This window comes from Pseudomonas fulva, assembly GCF_023517795.1.
GTDB classification, from domain to species: Bacteria; Pseudomonadota; Gammaproteobacteria; order Pseudomonadales; family Pseudomonadaceae; genus Aquipseudomonas; species Aquipseudomonas fulva_D.
The window spans coordinates 5,102,749-5,123,573 of record NZ_CP082928.1 but is presented as its reverse complement, the minus strand read 5'-3'; the positions used below and the strand labels follow the sequence as shown (position 1 = coordinate 5,123,573).

The window sequence follows — 20,825 nt, the reverse complement described above, 5'->3', positions numbered from 1 at the left end:
TCAAGATAGATGCGACGACGAACGCCTGACGATCTTGATCGAGTGCTTGAGGGTCGGCTTGCGCGTCACGCTGATCGCCTTGCGGGTCACGGTGTCGAGGGTGATGTTCCAGAAGCCGCTACTGGGTACGGTGATCTTGGCCGGGAACTTGTCGAATGCGCCGCCGTGATAGGTGTGACGGCCACCATTCTTGAAGCTGCGAAAGTTCGCATCGTTCATCAGGCGGATATTGCAGGGTTGCGAGCATTCGATGATGACCAGGTCATCCTCGTTGAGGTGCTCGCGCTGGTGGATGTACTTCATCAAGCGCTCCTCAGGGTTTCAGGGCGCTAGCATGACTCACCAGCCGTCCGACAGCAAAGCCCGCGACCGATCCAGGCCCAGATAACTGGCGAGAATACGCTGCCAACTGCCGTCACGGCGCATGTCGGCGAAGGCGGCCGTCATTTGCCGGGACAAGGCCTGGGCGCCCTCGAGCTTGAGGCTCCCGGCGATATGGCTGCGGGTATTGCTCAGGGGCTTGCCGAACCGCAGCGGGGCCTGGGCGTTCATCTCGTGCCAGAGATAAAACGCCCGCAGGTCGATCTCATACCAGGCCACCACCCGGCCGCTGCGCAACAACTCGGCCGCCTGTTGCGGGTCGGTGACCTCCACCACCCGCTGATCGCCGGCGCGAATCCGCTTGATTTCATCGGCACGCGCGGTGCCGGCCATTACTGCCACCGGGCCAGCCCGCAGGGCATCGCCCAGGCTGTCGAAGGTGCGATCGAGGCTGACCAGTACATAGGGTGTGGGCAGCACGTCGAGCAGCCAGACGAATCCCGCCTCGCGCTCGGGGGTGCGCCCCAGGTTGAGCACGATGCCACGGGGGTCGCCCTCGGCTTCGCTCAACACCCGGCGCCACGGCACGCTGCGAAACACGCATTGCTGCGCGGTGCGCGCACAAAGCTCATGCATCAATTCGCCGAACAGCCCGGCACGCCTGGCAGCGCCATCGGCAAACGGCATCTGCCCCTGGCCGACATAGACGTTCAGCGGTTCGCCCTGCACGCCACCAGCGCCACCCAGGACGACCGCCAGCACCAGGGTGCAGGTGGCGCGACGACCACGGGCCATGACCTTATTTATGCACACGCGCCAATTCCACTCCACTCGCTGAAGCCCCAGGACGACGCGCAGTGTGCATCAGCGCCCGGCAAATGCCTATCAGCCCAGTGCGGTATCCAAGAACATCATCACAGCAAAACCGCCCATCAGCCCCAGGGTCGCGGATGTCTGGTGACCGTTGCGGTGGGTCTCGGGGATGATCTCGTGGGAAACCACGAACAACATGGCGCCGGCCGCCAGGCCCAGGCCGATTGGATAGGCCAGCGCGTAGCTGCTGGACATGCCGACCCCCACCAGCGCCCCCAGGGGCTCCATCAACCCGCTGGCCGCCGCGATCAGCGCCGCCCGCAATGCCGACACGCCAATGGTGCGCAGTGCCAGGGCGACCGCCAGGCCTTCGGGAATGTCTTGAATCGCAATAGCGGACGCCAGGGGAATGCCGACCTGCATGTCATCGGCGGCGAAACCGACACCGATGGCCATGCCTTCGGGCAGGTTATGCAATGTGATGGCGAACACGAACAGCCATACGCGACTCAGCCGGCTGCTGTGCGGCCCCTGGGCGCCAGCACTTTCGTGCTCGTGCGGGGTGAAATGATCGAGCCCCAGCATCAGCAGCACGCCCAGGGCGAGCCCGATGACTACCGTCGCGGCGCCCCGCATACCGCTGCCGGTCAGGTTCTCGGCAGCCTCCAGGCCTGGAAGGATCAACGAGAAGGAACTCGCTGCCAACATCATGCCCGCTGCGAATCCCAGCATGCTGTCCTGGGTCTTGACGCTGATACTGCCCAACGCCAGGGCCGCGAGCGCACCCAGGGTGGTTGCCGCAAAACCGGCCCCGCCACCATACAGGGCGTGGCGGATGCGTTCTGGATGGCCGTCATCGAATATGTTGAACAGGCTGCTGACCAGCAGCCATACCACGACCAGCAAGGCGACACCCAGGCCAGCCGCTACCCAGGGCGACTCACGCACCTGGGACATCCATGCCTGCAGGAAACCGTTGCGCTCGGAAAGCGTTTGCATAGAACCTCTTTGATCAACCCTGAAAATAGGCGGCGCCAACGGGCTGCCTGTGTAGTGCGACAAGCAGAGTATCGCCCGCGTTTCACCTCTGCGCTGCACGGTCGGCGCATTCTGGCGAAGCGCCGCGTCACGGCCTGACGGCGCGGATGATTCTCAGTCGTCCGCCCCCCCGGCGCCCGCTCGTGAAGAGCCTGTACAGCGTTTCACCGACACGGTTATGCATGCTTTCCGGCTTAGCACCAAAAGTTCTTTTCTTATACTCAAACATCACTTTTGCGCATAAACCTGAACTGGTATCGTGCCCCGGCTCCGCACCAGGAGTGCGCGGCCGTGCGCGCAGATTTGCTGTAACAGGTCATCGAAGCATTGTGAGTGACGGCTTGCCAGGGCCATTCAGCCGACGAACGACCATTCGCCTGCTGATCCAAGCCGCACTGTCGCGCCGCAATGGTTTTCATCGATCTGGCAAGCAGCCTGATAACAGGATTCCCATGTACGTATACGACCAGTACGACCAGAAAATCGTCGAGGACCGCGTCAAGCAGTTCCGCGATCAAACCCGCCGGTATCTCAGTGGCGAACTGAGCGGCGAAGAATTCCGTCCGCTGCGCCTGCAGAACGGTCTGTACATCCAACGTTTCGCGCCCATGCTGCGCATTGCCGTCCCCTACGGCCTGCTCTCCTCCACCCAGGTGCGCAAGCTGGCGCAGATCGCCCGCGACTACGACAAGGGCTACGCGCATATCAGCACCCGCCAAAACGTGCAGTTCAACTGGCCTGAACTGGAAGACGTGCCGGAGATTCTCGCCGAGCTGGCCACCGTGCAGATGCACGCCATCCAGACCAGCGGCAACTGCATCCGCAACACCACCACCGACCAGTTCGCCGGCGTGGCCAAGGACGAAATCGTCGATCCGCGCCCCTGGTGCGAGATCATCCGTCAGTGGTCGACCTTCCACCCCGAGTTCAGCCACCTGCCGCGCAAGTTCAAGATTGCCGTCAACGGCGCCGCCAGTGACCGCGCGGCCATCGAAGTGCACGACATCGGACTGGAAGCGGTGAAGAACGCCGCCGGTGAGCTGGGCTTCCGCGTCGCCGTGGGCGGCGGCCTGGGCCGTACGCCGATCGTCGGCAGCTTCATCAACGAGTTCCTGCCCTGGCAGCACCTGATCTCCTATCTCGACGCCATCCTGCGCGTGTACAACCGCTATGGCCGTCGCGACAACAAGTACAAGGCGCGCATCAAGATCCTGGTCAAGGCGCTGACCCCGGAAGTGTTCGCCGAGCGCGTGAACGCCGAATGGGCGCACCTCAAGGATGGCCCGACCACCCTGACCGAAGCCGAGGTGGCCCGCGTTGCCGCGCATTTCGTCGACCCAGCCTACCAGGCGCTGCAGGATCAGGACGCGCAACTCGCCCAGCTCGATGCCGAGCACCCGGGCTTTGCCCGCTGGCGCCAGCGCAACACCTTCGCCCACAAGAAGCCGGGTTACGTGGCCGTTACCCTGTCGCTCAAGCCGACCGGCGTGGCCCCGGGCGACGTCACCGACAAGCAGCTCGACGCCATCGCCGACCTGGCCGATCGCTACAGCTTCGGCGAAGTGCGCAACAGCCATAACCAGAACATCATCCTCGCCGACGTCGAGCAGGCGCAGCTGTTCACCCTGTGGGGCGAACTGCGCGACAAGGGCTTCGCCACGCCGAACGTGGGCCTGCTGACCGACATCATCTGCTGCCCGGGCGGCGATTTCTGCTCCCTGGCCAACGCCAAGTCGATTCCGGTGGCCGAAGCCATCCAGCGCCGCTTCGACAGCCTCGACTACCTGTTCGACATCGGTGACATCGACCTGAACATCTCCGGTTGCATGAATGCCTGCGGCCACCACCATGTGGGCCATATCGGCATCCTCGGCGTGGACAAGAAAGGCCAGGAGTTCTACCAGGTGTCCCTCGGCGGCAGCGCCGGCCGTGATGCCAGCCTGGCGCAGATCCTCGGCCCGTCCTTCGCCCAGGACGACATGCCGGACGTGATCGACAAGATCGTCAACGTCTATGTCGAGCAACGCACCGAAGAAGAGAGTTTCATCGACACCTTCCGCCGTATCGGTGTCGCCCCGTTCAAGGAGCGCGTATATGCAGCGAATCATTAAGAACGGCCAGATCGTCGACGAAAGCTGGCACCTGCTGCCCAAGGAAACCGCCTTCGAAGAGCTGTCCAACTGCGACGACCTGATCGTGCCGCTTAACCTGTGGCTGGAACACGGCCACGCCCTCAAGGCCCGCGACGGCGGCCTGGGCGTGTGGCTGGACGCCGAGGAAGAGATCGAATCGATCGTCGACTCCCTGGACGCCTTCCAGGTCATCGCCCTGAACTTCCCGGCCTTCACCGACGGCCGCCACTCGTCATCCGCCTACCTGTTGCGCACCCGCTACGGTTTCCAGGGCGAGCTGCGTGCCATCGGCGACGTGCTGCGTGACCAGCTATGGGCGCTCAAGCGCTGCGGCTTCGATGCCTTCGCCCTGCGCGAAGACAAGGACGCCGAGGATGCACTGAAAGCCTTCGAGGAGTTTTCCGAGGTCTACCAGGCCTCCGCCGACCAGCCACAGCCGCTGTTCAGGCGCCGCGCCTGAGAGTGAAAAACCCGCCTCTTGGCGGGTTTTTCATGGGCGCTTTTCGGGCTTCAGTCGAGCCGGACCAGCACCCGCCCCGTCTGCTCGCCCTGCAGGATGCGCTCGATGGCTGCCGGCAATTCGGCAAGTCCGACCTCAGTGGCAAGCGCTTGCAGATTCGGCAGTTTCCACTGCAGCGACAGCTTGTCCCACATCGAGGCCTTGACCACCAAGGGCAGCTCGACCGAGTCGACACCCAGCAGATTCACGCCACGCAGGATGAACGGCAGCACGCTGGCCTGGAAGTCGACACCGGCGGTCAACCCGCAACAGGCCACGCTGCCACCGTAGCGGGTGGCCTTGAGCACGTTGAACAGGATATCGCCGCCCACCGTATCCACCGCCCCGCTCCATTGCTCGCGCAGCAGCGGTCGATCCGTGCCGCTCTGCAGCTCCAGACGCGGCACGACCTGGGAGGCACCCAGGCGCGTGAGCATGTCGCTCTGCTGGGCCTTGCCCGTGGCGGCGCTTACCTGATAACCCAGGGTGCTGAGCAACATGACCGCAACGCTGCCCACCCCACCGCTGGCGCCGGTGACCAGTACCGGGCCGCCCTGGGGCTCCACGCCAGCCTGCTCCAGCTTGTCGACACACAGCGCCGCGGTCAGGCCTGCGGTACCGAGAATCATCGCCTCACGCAGCGACAGCCCTTGCGGGCGCTTGATCGCCCAACTGGCGGGAACCCGAATGTACTGGCCAAAGCCACCGGCGGTATTCATGCCCAGGTCGTAGCCGGTGACGATCACTTCATCGCCTTCGGCGAATTCGGCGGCGCTGGAGTGCTCCACCACGCCGGCGGCATCGATCCCCGGCGTATGCGGATAGTGCTTGCTGACGCCGCGCTGGCCGGTGGCGGACAGCGCATCCTTGAAGTTCAGCGAAGAATAGCGAACACGGATCAACAGCTCGCCCGCGGGCAAGTCGGCCACCTCGCGCTCGACCACTTGCAAGGCGAAATGGCCGTTGGTGTCGGGTGCTGCCTGCAGCGCAGTGAAATGGGTCATCCAAACCTCCTTGATCCGCCAGAGCGGAGGGTGCGGGTTACCAGAAGCGTTGCTGGCTCAGACGGCCCAGCCAGGTCAGGGCAAAACGATCCAGCGCTACGCTGGCAGCCAGGCCGACACGCTCCTGCAGGGATTTCTTCTGCACGTAGTGCAGCTGGTACAGATCGGCCTCGCGGGCGCGCTCGGCCAGATACTCGTCGCTGGTCTTCAGCTCATCGACCAGCTGCTTTTCCAGAGCCGCCATGCCCAGCCAGACTTCACCGGTGGCGATCTCGTCGATCTCCAGCTGCGGGCGGTAGCGGGCCACGAAGTTCTTGAACAGCTCGTGGGTGGTTTCCAGATCTTCCTGGAATTTTTCCCGGCCCTTCTCGGTGTTCTCGCCAAACACCGTCAGGGTGCGCTTGTACTCGCCGGCGGTCAGTACCTCGAAATCGATATCATGCTTTTTCAGCAGGCGGTTGACGTTGGGCAACTGGGCGACCACGCCGATGGAGCCGAGGATGGCGAACGGCGCGGAAATGATCTTCTCGCCGATGCAGGCCATCATGTAACCGCCGCTGGCCGCGACCTTGTCGATGCACACGGTCAGGGGCACGCCAGCCTGGCGAATGCGCGCCAGTTGCGAGGAGGCCAGGCCGTAGCTGTGCACCATGCCACCGCCGCTTTCCAGGCGCAGCACCACCTCGTCCTGGGGGGTGGCGAGGCTCAGCAGCGCGGTGATCTCGTGGCGCAGGCCCTCGGTGGCCGAAGCCTTGATATCACCGTCGAAGTCGAGCACGTAGACCCGCGACTTCTGCTGCGGCTGCTTCTTCGCGGCCTTGGCAGCCTTGGCCTCGTCCTTGCCCAGGGCCTTGAGTTGATCCTTGTCGAGAATCGATTGCTCGAGACGCTGGCGCAGCGCCTTGTAGAAATCATTGAGCTTGGTGACCTGCAACTGGCCGCCACTGCGACGCCCACGGCTGCGCAGTACGGCAAGCGCCACCAGCACGACCAGAATGGCCACCACGAGGGTGACCGTCTTGGCCAGAAACCCCGCGTAATCAGCAAGAAACTCCACACACTTCCCCTTTATCCAATCGCCTCGCGCGGAGGCCTGCAGCGTCCAGCATACCGGCGGCGCCAGGCAGCGACCAGCGGCAGCAGCGGCTTTGCAGCGCCCATCAGACGATTCAAACAAACGTATGATTTTTCGTTGACAGCCTCCGCCCATCCCTCCTACCCTCGCCTCACATTCAAGGTTCCCGGGTTGCAGCGCACGTGGGCAGCATCTACCTGATTCGACATGGCCAGGCCTCATTCGGTGCAGAGGATTATGATGTCCTCTCGTCGCTGGGCGAGCGTCAGTCGGTACTGCTCGGCAGCCACCTTGCGCGGACCGGCGTACAGCTCGATCGCGCGGTCAGCGGCAGCCTCACCCGCCAGGCCCATACCGGCCGCCTGGTGCTCGAACAGCTTGCCGAAGCGCCTGGGCTGCAAACCGATGCGGCCTTCAACGAATTCGATGCCGAAGGCGTGATCCGCGCCCTGCTCCCCGCCCTGCTGCCCCATGAGCCCCAGGCCCTGGAGGTGATGCGCAATGCCGCGCACAACCGCGCCGAGTTCCAGCGGCTGTTCGTGCGCCTGATGGACACCTGGGTCGGCGGTGATTACGACGCACCGGCGCTGCAAAGCTGGCAAGCCTTTGTCGATCAGGTGAACGGCGGCCTGCAACGCCTGCTCGACCAGGCCCAGGCCGGCGAGCGCATCGCCGTGTTCACCTCCGGCGGTACCATCACCGCCTTGGTCCACCTGCTGACCGGCATGCCGGTCGCCAGCGCGTTCGCCATGAACTGGCAAATCGTCAACACCTCGCTAAGCTGCCTGAAGTTCCAGGGCGAGCGGGTGACCCTAGCTTCCTTCAACGGCCATGCGCATCTGCAGCTGTTGAACACCCCATCGCTCATTACCTATCGCTGAGCGACAGTCAACGTACCCGCAAGGGTGCAGAACAATCGGAAACCACAAGGAAACCACCATGAGCGTCGCAGACATCGTCCAAACCATGAAAGCCAAGTTCAACCCCAGCGCCGCCGAAGGCCTGGACCTGGTTTTCCAGTTCAACATCGAAGATGCCGACAACCACTACCTGATCGTCAAGGACGGCACCTGCGAGGTCAAACAGGGCGACAGCCCGGACGCCAACGTCACCCTGATCATGGACAAGGAAACCTTCAAGGGCATCACCACCGGTGAAACCGACGGCATGCAGGCCTTCATGGCCGGCAAGCTGCGCGCCGAGGGCGACATGATGCTGGCACTGAAGCTGAGCGAACTGTTCCCGGTCTGAGCCACTGGCCAGCCGTTGAACACAGAAACCGGAATCCCAGGATTCCGGTTTTTTTTGGCTCGCCGTTGCTGGCGGGCACCTCGAGGCCCTCGGCAAAGCCGACGTCGAGAATCGCTCTCGGCGGTTTTCGAGCCGCCGCCAGCGCATCAGCGGGTTTGATTCGCCGCCAACAGCGGTATCGATAAGCCCGCACCGCGCTTGTGACCTGCTGCCGGGCTGATTAGATTGGCCCGATCATCACCGCCAACGACAATGAGAAGGGATAGGGATGACACTCACCGACCGGCCCAGCGCCATCCGCCAGGGCGAAGAACTCGATGCCCGCGCCATCGACGCCTACCTCAAGGCCCATATCAGCGACCTGCGCGGTGAACCGCAGATCAGCCAGTTCCCCGGCGGCGCGTCCAACCTGACCTACCTGCTGCGCTATGCCGACCGCGAGCTGGTATTGCGCCGCCCGCCGTTCGGCAGCAAGGCCAAATCGGCCCACGACATGGGCCGCGAATTTCGCATCCTCAACCAACTCAGAAGCGCCTTTCCGTATTGCCCGCAGGCCTTCGTGCACTGCACCGACGCATCGGTGATCGGCGCCGAGTTCTACGTCATGCAACGCCTGGACGGCATCATCCTGCGCGCCGATCTGCCAGCGCAGCTGCAGTTCACGTCTGCCCAGACCACCACCCTGTGCAAGAGCTTCATCGACCGCCTGGTGGAGCTGCATCAGGTCGATTATCAGGCGTGCGGCCTGGCCGACCTGGGCAAGCCTGAGGGTTACGTGGCGCGGCAGATCAACGGCTGGAGCGAACGCTACGACAACGCGCGCACCCCCGATGCGCCCGGCTGGCAGGAGGTGCGCAGCTGGCTGCAGGAGAAGATGCCGGCCGACCACCCGCGGCCGGCCATCGTGCACAACGACTACCGCTTCGACAACGTGATCCTCGATGCCAATGAGCCGCTGCGCATCATCGGCGTGCTCGATTGGGAGCTGACCACCCTGGGCGACCCGCTGATGGACCTGGGCAATACCCTGGCCTACTGGATCGAGGCCGACGACCCGGCGCCCGTGCAGCTGATGCGTCGCCAGCCGAGCAACGCGCCTGGCATGCTGACCCGCCAGGCGTTCGTCGATTACTACGCCGAGCGAGCGGGCATCCGCATCGGCTGCTTCGACTTCTATTACCTCTACGGCCTGTTCCGCCTGGCCGGCATCGTCCAGCAGATCTACTACCGCTACTACCATGGGCAAACCGCCGACAAGCGCTTCGCCTCCTTCGTGCAGATGAACGCCTTGCTCGAGCAGATGGCCCTCGGGGTCATCGCGCGCTCATCGCTCTGACGCCACCACTTACAGAGACTCACGCCATGTCCAAGACCCAGTTGTTCGACCTCGACGGCAAGATCGCCTTCGTGTCCGGTGCCAGCCGCGGCATCGGTGAAGCCATTGCCCACCTGCTGGCCCAGCAGGGCGCCGAGGTGATCGTCGCCAGCCGCAAGCTGGACGATTGCCAGACCGTGGCCGATGCCATCGTCGCCAGGGGCGGCAAGGCCGTGGCCATGGCCTGCCATATCGGTGAGATGGAGCAGATCCAGACGGTGTTCGCCGAGATTCGCCAGCGCTACGGGCGCCTCGATATCCTGGTCAACAACGCGGCCACCAACCCGCAGTTCTGCAACGTGCTGGATACCGATCTGGGCGCCTTTCAGAAAACCGTCGACGTGAACATTCGCGGCTACTACTTCATGTCCATCGAAGGCGGCAAGCTGATGAAGGACAACGGCGGCGGCAGCATCATCAACGTGGCGTCGATCAACGGTGTATCACCCGGTGAGTTCCAGGGCATCTACTCGGTGACCAAGGCCGCGGTGATCAGCATGACCAAGGTGTTCGCCAAGGAATGCGCGCAGTTCGGCATCCGCTGCAATGCCCTGCTGCCGGGCCTGACCGACACGCGCTTCGCCTCGGCATTGACCAAGAACGAGGCGATCCTCAACTTCGCCCTGCAACGCATTCCGCTCAAGCGCGTGGCCGAGCCGAGCGAAATGGCCGGGGCGGTGCTGTACCTGGCCAGCGAGGCGTCGAGCTACACCACGGGTGTGGCGCTGAACGTCGACGGGGGGTTCCTTTCCTGAGAGCCTATCCGGGTTGGTGGGCTGAAGCCCACCCTACCTTATGCGTCCCCTAATTTCTGTAACTCAGCAGAACATTGTGGGAGCGCGCCATGCGCGCGAAAAATCGCGGGCATGGCCCGCTCCCACAGGTCCCCCATCACTTGCGCCACCTGCCGTGCTTTCCTTGGAATTGCTGGAAGGGTTCCAACACTGGTCAGACGCGTAGAACCTACTGCCAATCCTTGAGCGCCTGGTGGGCCGCTTCGTTCATCGGCTCGGCCAGCAGCCCGGTGGGCGTCAGGCTGACGTTGAACACCGCCTTGTCGGCCATCGGCAGGTAGGTCACCCGGCGCGCCTGGGCATCGAACATGAACAGGTCATGCTGGCCCAGGCGCAGCCAGCGCCACAGATCGATGCCGTACAGGCTGCGGGTCAGCTCGGCCTGGGTGTAACGCGCCTGGCTCTGCTGCTCGATGGACAGGAAGCGACTGTTGAGCTTCTCCAGCCGGTAGCCCGGCTCCAGGCCGATCAGCGCGGCCAGCCCCTTCCATTGCAGCAGGCGCACGTCGAGCTGCCACAGGTCGCCTTCCAGGTTGACGCTGCGTTGTACGCCGCCTTCGAGAATATCGACCTGGTAGACGTTGGCCGTGCGATGAAAGCTCAGGGTCAGCAGCGGCTTGTTGGCGGGCAAGGGTTGGTAGCGGCTCAGGTCGTAGGCCACCAGAGCGACCAGCACCGCGGCAGCGAGAAACACCAGGCCGCTGGTGCCGCGCAACCAGGCGAGAAACCAGCGCCCGCCGAACAGAATGCGCAGGGCGATGAACAGCACCAGCAATGCCAGCAGAGCCGTTGCCCAGGCGAGCGCGTTGTACTGCATCGAATCGATTCCTTGTCAGTGAAAATGTCGGCATTATGCGCAGCGCGTTCGCCTGCGAATAGCACCGTTGCCGCACAATCGGATACAGGTCGCCTTTTATGTCTCTGCCCTTCGAACTGGCCGTCGATCCCACGACGCTGCTGTTGCTCGCCCTGGTGGCCTTCATCGCCGGGTTCATCGACGCCATCGCCGGTGGCGGCGGCCTGCTGACCATTCCCGCCCTGCTCACCACCGGCATGCCGCCGCACCTGGTACTGGGCACCAGCAAGCTGTGCGCGACCTTCGGCTCGGCAACCGCCGGCTACACCTTCTACCGCCGCAAGCTGTTCAGCCCCGGCAAATGGAAGAACGCGATGGTCGCCACGGCCATCGGCGCCATTGGCGGCGCAGTGCTGGTGCACTGGATGCCCGCCGAATGGATCAACAAGATGCTGCCGGTGGTGGTGTTCGCCTGCGGCCTCTACCTGCTGTTCGGCAAGACGCCGGACGCGCCGCTGGACGCCGATCTGCCCATCGCCACCCGGCGGCAATGGCCCCAGGGCATCAGCCTGGGGTTCTATGATGGCGTGGCGGGGCCGGGAACCGGCGCGTTCTGGACGGTCAGCACCTTGCTCATGTACCCCCTGGACCTGGTGCGCGCCAGCGGCGTGGCGCGCTCGATGAACTTCATCAGCAATGCCTGCGCCCTGGCGGTGTTCATCGTCGGCGGTCAGGTGGCCTGGGTGGTGGGCCTGTGCATGGGCTTTTCGCTGATGGCCGGCGCCTTTCTCGGAGCCCGTACGGCGATTGGCGGCGGTTCGAAGTTCATCCGCCCGGTGTTCATCCTGGTGGTGCTGGGGCTGACCACGCGGCTAGTCTGGCAGCACTGGTTCGCTGCCGCCTAGGCGGCGCGACACATAGGAATCGATCAGGTAACGGGCGATCGAGCGCGAAGCCGGCAATGGCGGCAATGCATGGATCGAGAACCAGCGGGCGTCCTCGATCTCCTCTTCCTGCATGACGATCTCGCCGCCGGCATAGTCGGCATGAAAGCCGAGCATCAGCGAGTGCGGGAACGGCCAGTTCTGGCTGCCCTGGTAGCGGATATTGCAGACTTCCACGCCCACTTCCTCGCGTACCTCGCGGGCCACGCACTGCTCCACCGACTCGCCCGCTTCGACGAAACCGGCCAGGGTGCTGTACACCCCGCTGACGAAGCGCGGCGAACGGGCCAGCAGCACCTCGTCGCCGCGGGTGACCAGCACGATCATGCTTGGCGACAGGCGCGGATAGTGGCGCAGGTTGCACGCCGGGCACTGCATGGCACGCTCCCCCGGTACCTGCCGCATCGCCGTGGCGCAGCTGCCACAGAAGCGGTTGTCGCTGGCCCAGGTGCCGATCTGCGCCGCGAAACCGAGCAGCTGGAACAGCTCGGCGTCGCCCTCGAGCATCACCTGGCGTAACGACTGCCACTGGCAGCCCGGCAGCTCGGCCTTGCCCTGCAGTTCGAGCAGGTAGACCGGCTCGCCATGAAAATGGCCGAGGCCATGCTCGGCGATCACCGGCAGCGCCTGCTGCTTCAACCACTCACGGGGAAGCAGCAGGCCGTTGGCATCGCCGAGAAAATGCTGACGATGATGGGCCAGCACCAAACCGCCTGGCTGCTCACCCTCGAGCAACCCGGGTTGCCAGTGCCCGGCCATCAGGCGGCCACCTCGTGGCCCAGGGCCCGCACGCTCTCGGCTGCCAGGTCCAGCACGCTCGGCTGGGCCAGCCCGCTGTCGGCCTCCAGGTAGTACTCCAGGCTGCTCAGGGCATCGGCCAGCACTTCCAGGCGCGCCTCGGCCGGCATCTGGTCGGTATCGAGCATCTGCGTCTGGATGTAGTCGGCGCAGGCGCCCACCAGCGTCGCCGCGCGCTCCTGGCCGAGGAACCACAGGCCTCCACGCACGGCCTGCAGGCTGAACGGCACATTGGACAGGTGCATGCGATCGCCGGACGATTCCAGGTACGCGGTAATCGCCCGCTTGGCCAGGGCCAGGCCGGCTCGGGCTTCGTCGAGCACCACCACGCGCGCCTCGAACAGCTGATGCTGGGCGAAGGTGCACACCTCGGGTTCGACCCTTGGCGTGGCCACGCGCTCGCCACGCTCGAGGGTCGCTACCATGCCTTCGACGTAGAGCACGGCGTCCGCCAGGGCGATCAGTTGTTGCGACTCGACCGGCGCGCCTTCGCACCAGGCACTGACCGTTGGCAGCTGATTGGCCAGTGAATTGCCCGCCGAACTCAGGCCGACCATGGCCAGGGTCTTGCTCAGCTTGCCGAGCAGCGCATGCAGGCTGGCCAGGCCGTCTTCCTGCAGGGTGCCGCGCTCGCTCAGGTCGAGCAGGTCCTTGACGCTGGCCAGTTCCTCGCGAATCGCCGAGCTCAGCGAGCGCATCACCGCCTTGCCGGGGCCGGCGAGGCGCTGGTATTCCTCTTCGAGCAGGTGATCGGTAAAGGGCAGCGCGTTGATGCCGAACAGCTCGCGCACCTCGCTTGCCAGCGGGCCGCGCCCGGCGGACAGCGCCACCAGGTACAGCAGCTCCTTGAGCAGGCTGCGTGGCGGCTCGTAGGAGCCGTTGACCAGCATCTGCCGCAATTCCCGGTCGATGCGTGAGAACAGTTGCTTGCGCGACTTGCGTGGCAGCAGCTGGCCATCGTTCAGCGCCTCCAGGGCGGCCGCGCCGAGCCAGCACAGGCGCCCGCGCGGCTCGTTGGCGAACAGCCCATCCAGGCGGCTCATGGCCCGGCCCATCAGCTTCATGCTGGCCGCCGGGTTCTGCTCGCGGATATAGCCCAGCAGGCCGACCTGGTACATCTGCCGCAAGCGGCGACCTTCGTTCTCCTTGGCGGCGGCGTCCAGCGCCGGCGGCACCATGCGCGGCCGGGCCTGGTCGAGGCGTACGCTGAAGAAGAAGCTCTCGGGCAACGGCGGCTGCCTGCACGCCTGACGCAGGTCGTTGATCGCCGGCAGCAGCAGCTCGGGCATTTCCTGGCGATGGGCATCCAGCCCTTCGAGGTAGCGGCGCAGCACGTGCAGGGCATTGCTCAGCGCGGCCAGCTGCGCATCACGCTCGTTGCCGACGCCCGCCGGGATGTCGGTGGCCTGGTCGAGCACTTCCTGGGCGAGCAATTCCGCGCCGGTCAGTTCGATCAGGTTGAGCGTGCCGCGCACCTGCTGCAGATTGTCGACGGCCTGCTGCAACAGGGCGCCGTTATTGCGCTCGACGATGAACTGCTCGAGGCTCGCTTCGGCCTCTTCGATCGTGGCGAACAGTTCGTCGCGAACCAGCCCCAGTGACGATGCTCCAGAAACCATTCGCTAGTGTGCCTCCCGCACAGGTGATGAAACCGCGCTCAATCAGCGAACTCGGGATTCTGCTTGTTCATATGGGCCATCATCGCCACGCGCAGGTCGGCCGACTGCAGCATGGCGGCGTTCCAGGTGGCGACGTATTCGAGGCCGTCATCGACCCGGTGATCGCGCATGTAGCGAATCATTTCCTTGGTGCCACGCACGGCAACCGGCGATTTTGCGGCGATCGCCCGGGCAATGTCCATCACGCCGGCCAGCAATGTGTCGTGGGTCTCGAATACGCGGTTCACCAGGCCGATCTGCCGCGCTTCGGTGGCCTCGACGACGCGCCCGGTGTAGGCCAGCTCGCGCAGCATGCCGTCGCCGATCAGGCGCGGCAGTCGCTGCAGGGTGCCGACATCGGCGGCCATGCCGATATCGATTTCCTTGATGGCGAACTGCACGTCCGCGCTGCAGTAGCGCATGTCGCAGGCGCTGATCAGGTCGATGGCGCCGCCCAGGCAGTAGCCCTGGATGGCGGCCAGCACCGGCTTGCTGCACTGGTCGACGGCGCTGAAGGAGGCCTGCAGCTCGACGATCTTGCGGCGCAGCGTTTGCGCATTGCGGCCGACATCCTTGCCCAGCTGGCTGCTGACCTGAGCCAGCAGGTTGAGGTCGATGCCGGAGGAAAAGTGCTTGCCGGCCCCCGAGAGCACCACCACGCGCACCTCGTCGGTCTCGTCGGCCCAGCGGAAGATATCGATGATTTCCGTCCAGAATGCGGCGTTCATAGCATTGATCTTGTCCGCTCGGTCAATCACCACATGGGCGATCTTGTCCTGCAATTCGACGCGAAAAGCCTGGTAGTGCGGCATGCAACTCATCCTTCTGCTGGCGGCCCGAGCCCCCCGTCACGGCGGCAGGGGGCGAACCGCGCAACTATAGCAAGCGGCGCCTGAAAGTCGATCACGCCGCGCGTGACGCACAGCACGTCACGCCATCGCCAGCGCCTGGCTCACGGCTCGATGATGCAGTCCACGGTGTAGTAACTGCCCTGCTCGCCCTCATGGCGCTGCAGGCCGTGGACATCGGCATCGAAGCCCGGAAAACGCTGCTCGAAGGCCTGGGCGAAGCGCAGGTAGTCGATGATCGAGCGGGTTTGCGCCGTGAAGCGCTCGCCCGGCATGATCAGTGGGATACCTGGCGGATACGGCACCAGCATCACCGCGGCGATACGCCCTTCGACGTCATCGACCAGCACCTCCTCGACCTCGCCGCGGACCAGTTGATCGTAGGCATCGGCGGGCTTGAGGGCGATTTCCGGCAGCACGGTGTACATGCGCTTGAGGGACTTGGCGGTGGCATTCTCGCGGTAGCAGTCGTGCAGCGCATCGCACAGGTCGCGCAGGCCCATGCCCTGGTAGCGAAGCGCGCCTTCGCGGGCCACCGAGGGCAGCACCGAGCTCAGCGGCAGGTTGGCGTCGTAGCTGCGCTTGAACTCCAGCAGCTCGGTCAGCAGCGTGCTCCACTTGCCCTTGGTGATGCCCATGGAGAACAGCACCAGGAACGAGTACAGGCCGGTCTTCTCGACCACCAGGCCACGCTCCCAGAGAAACTTGCTGACCACCGCGGCGGGAATGCCGCGCTCGTCGAGGCGGCCGCCGGCGGTCAGGCCGGGCATCACCAGGGTGACCTTGATCGGGTCGAGCAGCACGTAGTCTTCGGCGACGTCACCGAAACCATGCCAGTCGGCTTCGGGTTGCAGCAGCCAGTCCGGCGTCGACACGTCGTCGGTGCCTTCGGTCTGCGGCGGCTGCCAGATGCTGAACCACCAGTCCTCGCTGCTCAGGCTCTGCCCCAGGTTGGCCAGGGCACGGCGGAAGCTCAGGGCCTCGTCGAAGGTTTCCTGGATCAGCGAGCGCCCGGCGGGCCCTTCCATCATCGCCGAGGCCACATCCAGCGAGGCGATGATGCCATACTGCGGCGAGGTGGAGATGTGCATCATGAAGGCTTCGTTGAAGCGGTCGCGGTCGAGCTGGCGTACGCCGCCGTCCTGCACGTGGATCATCGACGCCTGGCTGAAGGCGGCGAGCAGCTTGTGGGTGGAATGGGTGGTGAACACCATGGGCCCGGCGGCTTCACGGGTGGTACCCATGCCATAGCGGCCGGCATAGAACTCGTGGAACGCCGCATAGGCGTACCAGGCTTCGTCGAAGTGCAGCACCTCGACCGAATCACCCAGGGTGCGCTTGATCAGCTCGGCGTTGTAGCACAAGCCGTCGTAGGTCGAGTTGGTCACCACCGCCAGCTTGACCTTGGGCGCACGGCCGCGGGCCAACGGGCTGGCATCGATCTTGGCCTGGATCGACTCGCGGGTGAATTCACTGAGCGGAATCGGCCCGATGATGCCCAGCTCGTTGCGTTCCGGCGACAGGTACAGGGGAATCGCGCCGGTCATGATGATCGCGTGGAGGATCGACTTGTGGCAGTTGCGGTCGACCAGCACCAGGTCGTCGCGGCCGACCATCGAGTGCCAGACGATCTTGTTGGCGGTCGAGGTGCCGTTGATCACGAAGTAGGTATGGTCGGCGCCGAAGTTGCGCGCGGCGCGCTCCTCGGCAGCGGCCAGGGGGCCGGTGTGGTCGAGCAGCGAGCCGAGTTCGGGCACCGAGACCGACAGGTCGGAGCGCAGGGTGTTCTCACCGAAGAACTGGTGAAAGGCCTGCCCCACCGGGCTCTTGCGGTAGGCCACGCCGCCGCCGTGCCCCGGCGTGTGCCAGGAATAGTTGGACTGCGAGGTGTGCTGCACCAGCGCCTTGAAGAACGGCGGCAGCAGGCCGTCGAGGTAATTGCGCGCAGCGCGGGCCACCTGGCGGGCCAGAAACGGCACGGTGTCCTCGAACAAGTAGAGAATGCCGCGCAGCTGGTTGAGGTCGGCCATGGCTTCGGCCGGCGCGTTCTCGATGGTGACCTGCTCGCCGAGGGCGAAGATCGGCAGCTGCGGCGCGCGGCGCCGGGCGATGCGGATCAGCTCGACCATGTCCTGCAGCAGGTGGCGGTTCTCCCCGGCGCCTTCGGCGGCGACCAGGATGCAGGCCAGGCCGTGGTGGGTCGAGGCGACGATATGGCCTTCCGCCGAACTGGCGGTGGACAGAATGGTGAAACCGTCCTGTTCCAGCTCGGCGGCGATGGCCCGCACCCGCTCGCCGGCCACGGTATCGGCCTTGATGTCACGATGAACGATGAGTACCGGGAACTTGAGGTCTTTGTACATCGGCTACACCTGAGGTCATGCGGGATGGCCCCGCTATGCCCTCAGGGTAGAGACTCGCCGCAGAGGACGGAACCCCTCGCGCAGAGCGCTATACGAAAAGGTCGCAATTGGCCGCTCAGGAGGCCGTCGCACCCTGCTCCGCGGCTTCCATCTGCGCCCACAGGGCCGGTGCCCCGGCAGCCTTTTCGATCACCGCCAGGCGTGCGGCATGGGCAGCCAGCTCGTCGGCGCTGGCGGCGAGCACCACGCCACGGGGCCGGTCGACGGGCAGGCGGCGAATCGGCGTGGCCTGCTGGCGACCGCTGCCATCGCCCTCGGCGCCTTCGCCAGCGAGCGACAGGTTGGTCTGCCCACCGGTCATCGCCAGGTAGACGTCGGCGAGAATCTCCGAGTCGAGCAAGGCGCCGTGCAGCTCGCGGCCGGAGTTGTCGACGCCGTAGCGCTTGCACAGTGCATCGAGGCTGTTGCGCTGGCCCGGGTGACGCTCACGGGCCATCTGCAGGGTGTCGAGCACGTCGCAATAGGACGAAATGTCCGCGCGCTCGAGCTGGCCGATCAGGGCGAATTCGTTGTTCAGGAAGCCGATGTCGAACGGCGCGTTGTGGATGATCAGCTGCGCGCCCTTGATGAATTCGTAGAACTCGTCGGCGACGTCCTTGAAGCGCGGCTTGTCCTTGAGATCCTCGTTGGTGATGCCGTGCACCGCGATGGCACCTTCATCGATCTCGCGATCCGGCTGCAGGTAGATGTGGAAATGCCGCCCGGTCAGGCGCCGCCCCTCGACTTCCACGCAACCAATCTCGATGACCCGGTGGCCATCGTTTACCGGCATACCGGTGGTTTCAGTATCCAGTACGACTCTACGCACGCTTCATGCTCCTGATATCTTCGACGCCACGGTTGGCCAGTTGGTCGGCTCGCTCGTTGCCGGGGTGGCCGATATGGCCGCGCACCCATTCCCAGGTCACGTTGTGGCGGTTGACCTGCTCGTCCAGCTGTTGCCAGAGGTCGGCATTCTTCACCGGTTCCTTGGCCGCGGTTTTCCAGCCGCGTTTCTTCCAGTTGGGCATCCATTCCTTGATGCCCTTCATGACGTACTGCGAATCGGTGACCAGGCGCACGTTGCACGGACGCTTCAGTTCGGCCAGGCCGCGGATCGCGCCCATCAGTTCCATGCGGTTGTTGGTGGTCACGGCCTCGCCGCCCCACAATTCCTTCTCGACACCCTGGAACACCAGCAATGCCCCCCAGCCACCGACGCCCGGATTGCCCTTGCAGGCACCGTCGGTGTAAAGCTCAACTTGATCGGACATGCAGCGCCTTTATCTATGCTCTGATTTCGAGGTGCGGGGCCGGGTCAGGCGCCGTCACGGTCGCGACGGCTGAGCTTGGCCACCGGCATGGGCATCAGCTTGCCCATCGGCTCGCGACGGGACTGGCGCAGCGGGCGCAGGCCGACCACCAGCTTGCGCGCCACCAGTACGTAAAACCCGCCGCCCGGCGATTGCCAGGCGCCGCCCCAGCGCTCCAGGGAGGCCAGCCGAGCCTGCCAGGCCGCCGAAGCAAGCGGCGGACGATAACATCCGAAGCGTCGTTTCTCCAGCGCGAAGCCCAGCAGGTTGAGCCAGTCACCGAGGCGCCCCGGGGCGATGCAGCGGGCATCGTGCAACACGTCGTGGGCGAACAGGTGGCGCACGCCCCAGGCGCTCATCGGGTTGATGCCGACGATCAGTAGGTGCCCGCCCGGGCGCACGCTGCGCGCGGCCTCGCGCAACAAGCCATGGGGGGACTGGCTGAAATCCAGGCCATGCTGCAATACCACCACGTCGGCCGCGTGCTCGACCAGCGGCCAGGACTGCTCCTCGCAGACGATTTCGACCCCGGCGAATGGCGCGCCCAGGCGCACGCTGCGCTGGATCTGCTGGGTCTGCAGGGAGGTTTCGGCGCACGGGCCGTAATGCACCAGGTAGCCGCCGAAGAACCGCGCCAGTTCCTCGTCGAGCAGGCGCTGTTCCTGCTCGAGCAGCAGGCGGCCCAGGGGGCTGGTGAACCATTGGCGGGCCGCGCCGATCAGTTGCAGCCAGTCGGCATCGGCCTGGGCGAAGGGGTTGTCGGTCATGGACGCTTGCTCATGGGCTGCTTGTTGATGAAAAGTACCTGCATAGCCATCTCCAACAATGACACCTGGGGTCTGACGACGTTTCACGCACGGCTCGCGTTGAAACCTCAACAGCCCCTAAGATGCACCTTTGTCCCCAGCTTGGCGACCTCCTGATGATCAAGATCGAAGCCCTCAGCGCATTCTCCGACAACTACATCTGGCTGCTGCAGGATGCGCGGCACAAGCGTGTCGCGGTGGTCGACCCCGGCGACGCGGCACCCGTGCAGGCCTGGCTGCAGCAACATGGCGACTGGACGCTGAGCGATATCCTGATCACCCATCACCACAACGATCACGTCGGCGGCGTCGAACAACTGCGCCGCGAAACCGGCGCGCGGGTCTACGGCCCGGCCAGCGAGAACATCCCGGGCCGCGACCAGGCGCTGCTCGACGGCGACCGTATAGAGGTGCTGGGCCTGGTCCTGCAGGTTTTCGAGGTGCCCGGACACACCCTGGGCCATATCGCCTTCTACCAACCCGAGCAACACTGGTTGTTCTGTGGTGACACCCTGTTCGCTGCCGGCTGCGGTCGCCTGTTCGAGGGCACGCCCCTGCAGATGCACCAGTCGTTGCAGCGCCTGGCCGAACTGCCGGACGACACGCTCATCTATTGCGCCCATGAATACACCCTGAGCAACCTGCGCTTCGCCAGGGCCGTCGAGCCGGGCAACCCGCAGATTGCCGAGCGCTTCGCCCAGGTCGAGGCGTGGCGTCAGCATGGGCAGATCAGCCTGCCGTCCGCCTTGAAGCTCGAACGGGCCACCAACCCGTTTTTGCGCGCCGCCGAAACATCGGTTAAAGAAATGGTCGCCAACCGGGAGGGACGCGCCATGACCAGCGAAAGCGAGGTTTTTGCCGCACTGCGGGCCTGGAAGGATCGCTTCTGAAGCGCCGACTGGCCCGCAAAATCCTGGTCAAAACTTGACCACCCCTGGATCGGTTTCTAGAATCCCCC

General features: G+C 64.8%; 21 protein-coding genes. 8 read left to right on the top strand and 13 right to left on the bottom strand.

The window, feature by feature from the left end; translation table 11 throughout:
• The 3 genes from K8U54_RS23680 to K8U54_RS23670 form a co-directional block, all read right to left on the bottom strand.
• A complete protein-coding gene (locus K8U54_RS23680) occupies positions 1–303 on the bottom strand; it encodes a DUF1883 domain-containing protein (protein ID WP_070887449.1) in 303 nt (100 codons plus the stop codon).
• 36 nt (positions 304–339) lie between these two features.
• Positions 340–1,116, bottom strand: a complete 777-nt coding sequence (locus K8U54_RS23675) for a substrate-binding periplasmic protein (protein WP_249908091.1) — start codon at positions 1,114–1,116, stop codon at positions 340–342.
• A 90-nt stretch (positions 1,117–1,206) separates the two neighbouring features.
• A complete protein-coding gene (locus K8U54_RS23670) occupies positions 1,207–2,133 on the bottom strand; it encodes a ZIP family metal transporter (RefSeq protein WP_249908090.1) in 927 nt (308 codons plus the stop codon).
• 491 nt (positions 2,134–2,624) lie between these two features.
• Here K8U54_RS23670 and K8U54_RS23665 point away from each other — a divergent pair, with 491 nt between their 5' ends.
• Positions 2,625–4,283: a nitrite/sulfite reductase gene (locus K8U54_RS23665; RefSeq protein WP_249908089.1), complete on the top strand. Its 1,659-nt coding sequence runs from the start codon at positions 2,625–2,627 to the stop codon at positions 4,281–4,283.
• The gene (locus K8U54_RS23660; RefSeq protein ID WP_249908088.1) at positions 4,267–4,764 is read left to right on the top strand and encodes a DUF934 domain-containing protein; all 498 of its coding nucleotides are present in this window, start codon (positions 4,267–4,269) and stop codon (positions 4,762–4,764) included. The genes K8U54_RS23665 and K8U54_RS23660 overlap by 17 nt, the downstream gene beginning before the upstream one ends.
• A gap of 50 nt (positions 4,765–4,814) precedes the next feature.
• Here K8U54_RS23660 and K8U54_RS23655 read toward each other — a convergent pair whose 3' ends face one another.
• Both K8U54_RS23655 and sohB read right to left on the bottom strand, forming a co-directional pair.
• On the bottom strand, positions 4,815–5,807 hold the full coding sequence (locus K8U54_RS23655; RefSeq protein WP_249908087.1) for a YhdH/YhfP family quinone oxidoreductase: 993 nt from the start codon (positions 5,805–5,807) through the stop codon (positions 4,815–4,817).
• A gap of 37 nt (positions 5,808–5,844) precedes the next feature.
• Positions 5,845–6,864 (bottom strand): protease SohB, encoded by a 1,020-nt coding sequence (sohB, locus tag K8U54_RS23650; RefSeq protein WP_249908086.1) that lies wholly within the window; start codon positions 6,862–6,864, stop codon positions 5,845–5,847.
• Between the two features lie 200 nt (positions 6,865–7,064).
• On the opposite strand from sohB, the gene K8U54_RS23645 reads away from it, so the two are divergent.
• From K8U54_RS23645 to K8U54_RS23630, 4 genes are all read left to right on the top strand, one after another.
• A complete protein-coding gene (locus K8U54_RS23645; protein ID WP_249908085.1) occupies positions 7,065–7,763 on the top strand; it encodes a histidine phosphatase family protein in 699 nt (232 codons plus the stop codon).
• Between the two features lie 58 nt (positions 7,764–7,821).
• Positions 7,822–8,133 carry an SCP2 sterol-binding domain-containing protein gene (locus K8U54_RS23640; protein WP_070887456.1) on the top strand — a complete coding sequence of 104 codons (312 nt, stop codon included), beginning with the start codon at positions 7,822–7,824 and terminating at the stop codon, positions 8,131–8,133.
• Between the two features lie 268 nt (positions 8,134–8,401).
• Entirely contained in the window at positions 8,402–9,469 is a 1,068-nt protein-coding gene (locus tag K8U54_RS23635) for a phosphotransferase family protein (protein ID WP_249908084.1), read from the top strand.
• Positions 9,470–9,495: 26 nt separating this feature from the next.
• On the top strand, positions 9,496–10,263 hold the full coding sequence (locus tag K8U54_RS23630) for an SDR family oxidoreductase (RefSeq protein WP_249908083.1): 768 nt from the start codon (positions 9,496–9,498) through the stop codon (positions 10,261–10,263).
• Between the two features lie 208 nt (positions 10,264–10,471).
• Here the strand turns inward: K8U54_RS23630 and K8U54_RS23625 are convergent, their stop codons facing one another.
• Positions 10,472–11,119, bottom strand: coding sequence for a hypothetical protein (locus K8U54_RS23625; protein WP_249908082.1), 648 nt, complete (start codon positions 11,117–11,119; stop codon positions 10,472–10,474).
• Positions 11,120–11,223: 104 nt separating this feature from the next.
• On the opposite strand from K8U54_RS23625, the gene K8U54_RS23620 reads away from it, so the two are divergent.
• The gene (locus tag K8U54_RS23620; protein WP_249910507.1) at positions 11,224–12,003 is read left to right on the top strand and encodes a TSUP family transporter; all 780 of its coding nucleotides are present in this window, start codon (positions 11,224–11,226) and stop codon (positions 12,001–12,003) included.
• On the opposite strand, the gene nudC is transcribed toward K8U54_RS23620, so the two are convergent.
• The 7 genes from nudC to K8U54_RS23585 all read right to left on the bottom strand — a co-directional run bounded on the left by nudC (position 11,971) and on the right by K8U54_RS23585 (position 19,828).
• Complete coding sequence (nudC, locus tag K8U54_RS23615) at positions 11,971–12,801, bottom strand: NAD(+) diphosphatase (RefSeq protein ID WP_249908081.1); 831 nt, start codon at positions 12,799–12,801, stop codon at positions 11,971–11,973. The two genes, K8U54_RS23620 and nudC, sit on opposite strands and share 33 nt — an antisense overlap.
• Positions 12,801–14,459 carry a ferrous iron transporter B gene (locus tag K8U54_RS23610; RefSeq protein ID WP_249908080.1) on the bottom strand — a complete coding sequence of 553 codons (1,659 nt, stop codon included), beginning with the start codon at positions 14,457–14,459 and terminating at the stop codon, positions 12,801–12,803. The genes nudC and K8U54_RS23610 overlap by 1 nt, the downstream gene beginning before the upstream one ends.
• A 38-nt stretch (positions 14,460–14,497) precedes the next feature.
• Entirely contained in the window at positions 14,498–15,310 is an 813-nt protein-coding gene (locus tag K8U54_RS23605; protein WP_249908079.1) for a crotonase/enoyl-CoA hydratase family protein, read from the bottom strand.
• 140 nt (positions 15,311–15,450) lie between these two features.
• Entirely contained in the window at positions 15,451–17,709 is a 2,259-nt protein-coding gene (locus tag K8U54_RS23600; RefSeq protein WP_249908078.1) for an arginine/lysine/ornithine decarboxylase, read from the bottom strand.
• 115 nt (positions 17,710–17,824) lie between these two features.
• Entirely contained in the window at positions 17,825–18,577 is a 753-nt protein-coding gene (gene dnaQ, locus K8U54_RS23595) for a DNA polymerase III subunit epsilon (RefSeq protein ID WP_249908077.1), read from the bottom strand.
• Entirely contained in the window at positions 18,570–19,022 is a 453-nt protein-coding gene (gene rnhA / locus K8U54_RS23590; RefSeq protein ID WP_070887466.1) for a ribonuclease HI, read from the bottom strand. The genes dnaQ and rnhA overlap by 8 nt, the downstream gene beginning before the upstream one ends.
• Positions 19,023–19,066: 44 nt before the next feature.
• Positions 19,067–19,828, bottom strand: coding sequence for a class I SAM-dependent methyltransferase (locus tag K8U54_RS23585; RefSeq protein WP_249908076.1), 762 nt, complete (start codon positions 19,826–19,828; stop codon positions 19,067–19,069).
• A 155-nt stretch (positions 19,829–19,983) separates the two neighbouring features.
• Here K8U54_RS23585 and gloB point away from each other — a divergent pair, with 155 nt between their 5' ends.
• Positions 19,984–20,757, top strand: coding sequence for a hydroxyacylglutathione hydrolase (gloB, locus tag K8U54_RS23580; RefSeq protein WP_249908075.1), 774 nt, complete (start codon positions 19,984–19,986; stop codon positions 20,755–20,757).
• Positions 20,758–20,825 lie beyond the last annotated feature (68 nt).

Excerpts from the sequence above, each read along its gene's own strand:
- K8U54_RS23665 (WP_249908089.1), top strand. The coding sequence starts at position 2,625 with ATGTACGTATACGACCAGTACGACCAGAAAATCGTCGAGGACCGCGTC.
- gloB (WP_249908075.1), top strand. The coding sequence starts at position 19,984 with ATGATCAAGATCGAAGCCCTCAGCGCATTCTCCGACAACTACATCTGG.
- K8U54_RS23625 (WP_249908082.1), bottom strand. The coding sequence starts at position 11,119 with ATGCAGTACAACGCGCTCGCCTGGGCAACGGCTCTGCTGGCATTGCTG.
- K8U54_RS23610 (WP_249908080.1), bottom strand. The coding sequence starts at position 14,459 with ATGGTTTCTGGAGCATCGTCACTGGGGCTGGTTCGCGACGAACTGTTC.
- rnhA (WP_070887466.1), bottom strand. The coding sequence starts at position 19,022 with ATGTCCGATCAAGTTGAGCTTTACACCGACGGTGCCTGCAAGGGCAAT.
- K8U54_RS23585 (WP_249908076.1), bottom strand. The coding sequence starts at position 19,828 with ATGACCGACAACCCCTTCGCCCAGGCCGATGCCGACTGGCTGCAACTG.
- K8U54_RS23605 (WP_249908079.1), bottom strand. The coding sequence starts at position 15,310 with ATGCCGCACTACCAGGCTTTTCGCGTCGAATTGCAGGACAAGATCGCC.
- K8U54_RS23675 (WP_249908091.1), bottom strand. The coding sequence starts at position 1,116 with ATGGCCCGTGGTCGTCGCGCCACCTGCACCCTGGTGCTGGCGGTCGTC.
- K8U54_RS23640 (WP_070887456.1), top strand. The coding sequence starts at position 7,822 with ATGAGCGTCGCAGACATCGTCCAAACCATGAAAGCCAAGTTCAACCCC.
- K8U54_RS23670 (WP_249908090.1), bottom strand. The coding sequence starts at position 2,133 with ATGCAAACGCTTTCCGAGCGCAACGGTTTCCTGCAGGCATGGATGTCC.
- K8U54_RS23655 (WP_249908087.1), bottom strand. The coding sequence starts at position 5,807 with ATGACCCATTTCACTGCGCTGCAGGCAGCACCCGACACCAACGGCCAT.
- K8U54_RS23600 (WP_249908078.1), bottom strand. The coding sequence starts at position 17,709 with ATGTACAAAGACCTCAAGTTCCCGGTACTCATCGTTCATCGTGACATC.
- K8U54_RS23660 (WP_249908088.1), top strand. The coding sequence starts at position 4,267 with ATGCAGCGAATCATTAAGAACGGCCAGATCGTCGACGAAAGCTGGCAC.
- K8U54_RS23680 (WP_070887449.1), bottom strand. The coding sequence starts at position 303 with ATGAAGTACATCCACCAGCGCGAGCACCTCAACGAGGATGACCTGGTC.
- K8U54_RS23635 (WP_249908084.1), top strand. The coding sequence starts at position 8,402 with ATGACACTCACCGACCGGCCCAGCGCCATCCGCCAGGGCGAAGAACTC.
- K8U54_RS23630 (WP_249908083.1), top strand. The coding sequence starts at position 9,496 with ATGTCCAAGACCCAGTTGTTCGACCTCGACGGCAAGATCGCCTTCGTG.
- nudC (WP_249908081.1), bottom strand. The coding sequence starts at position 12,801 with ATGGCCGGGCACTGGCAACCCGGGTTGCTCGAGGGTGAGCAGCCAGGC.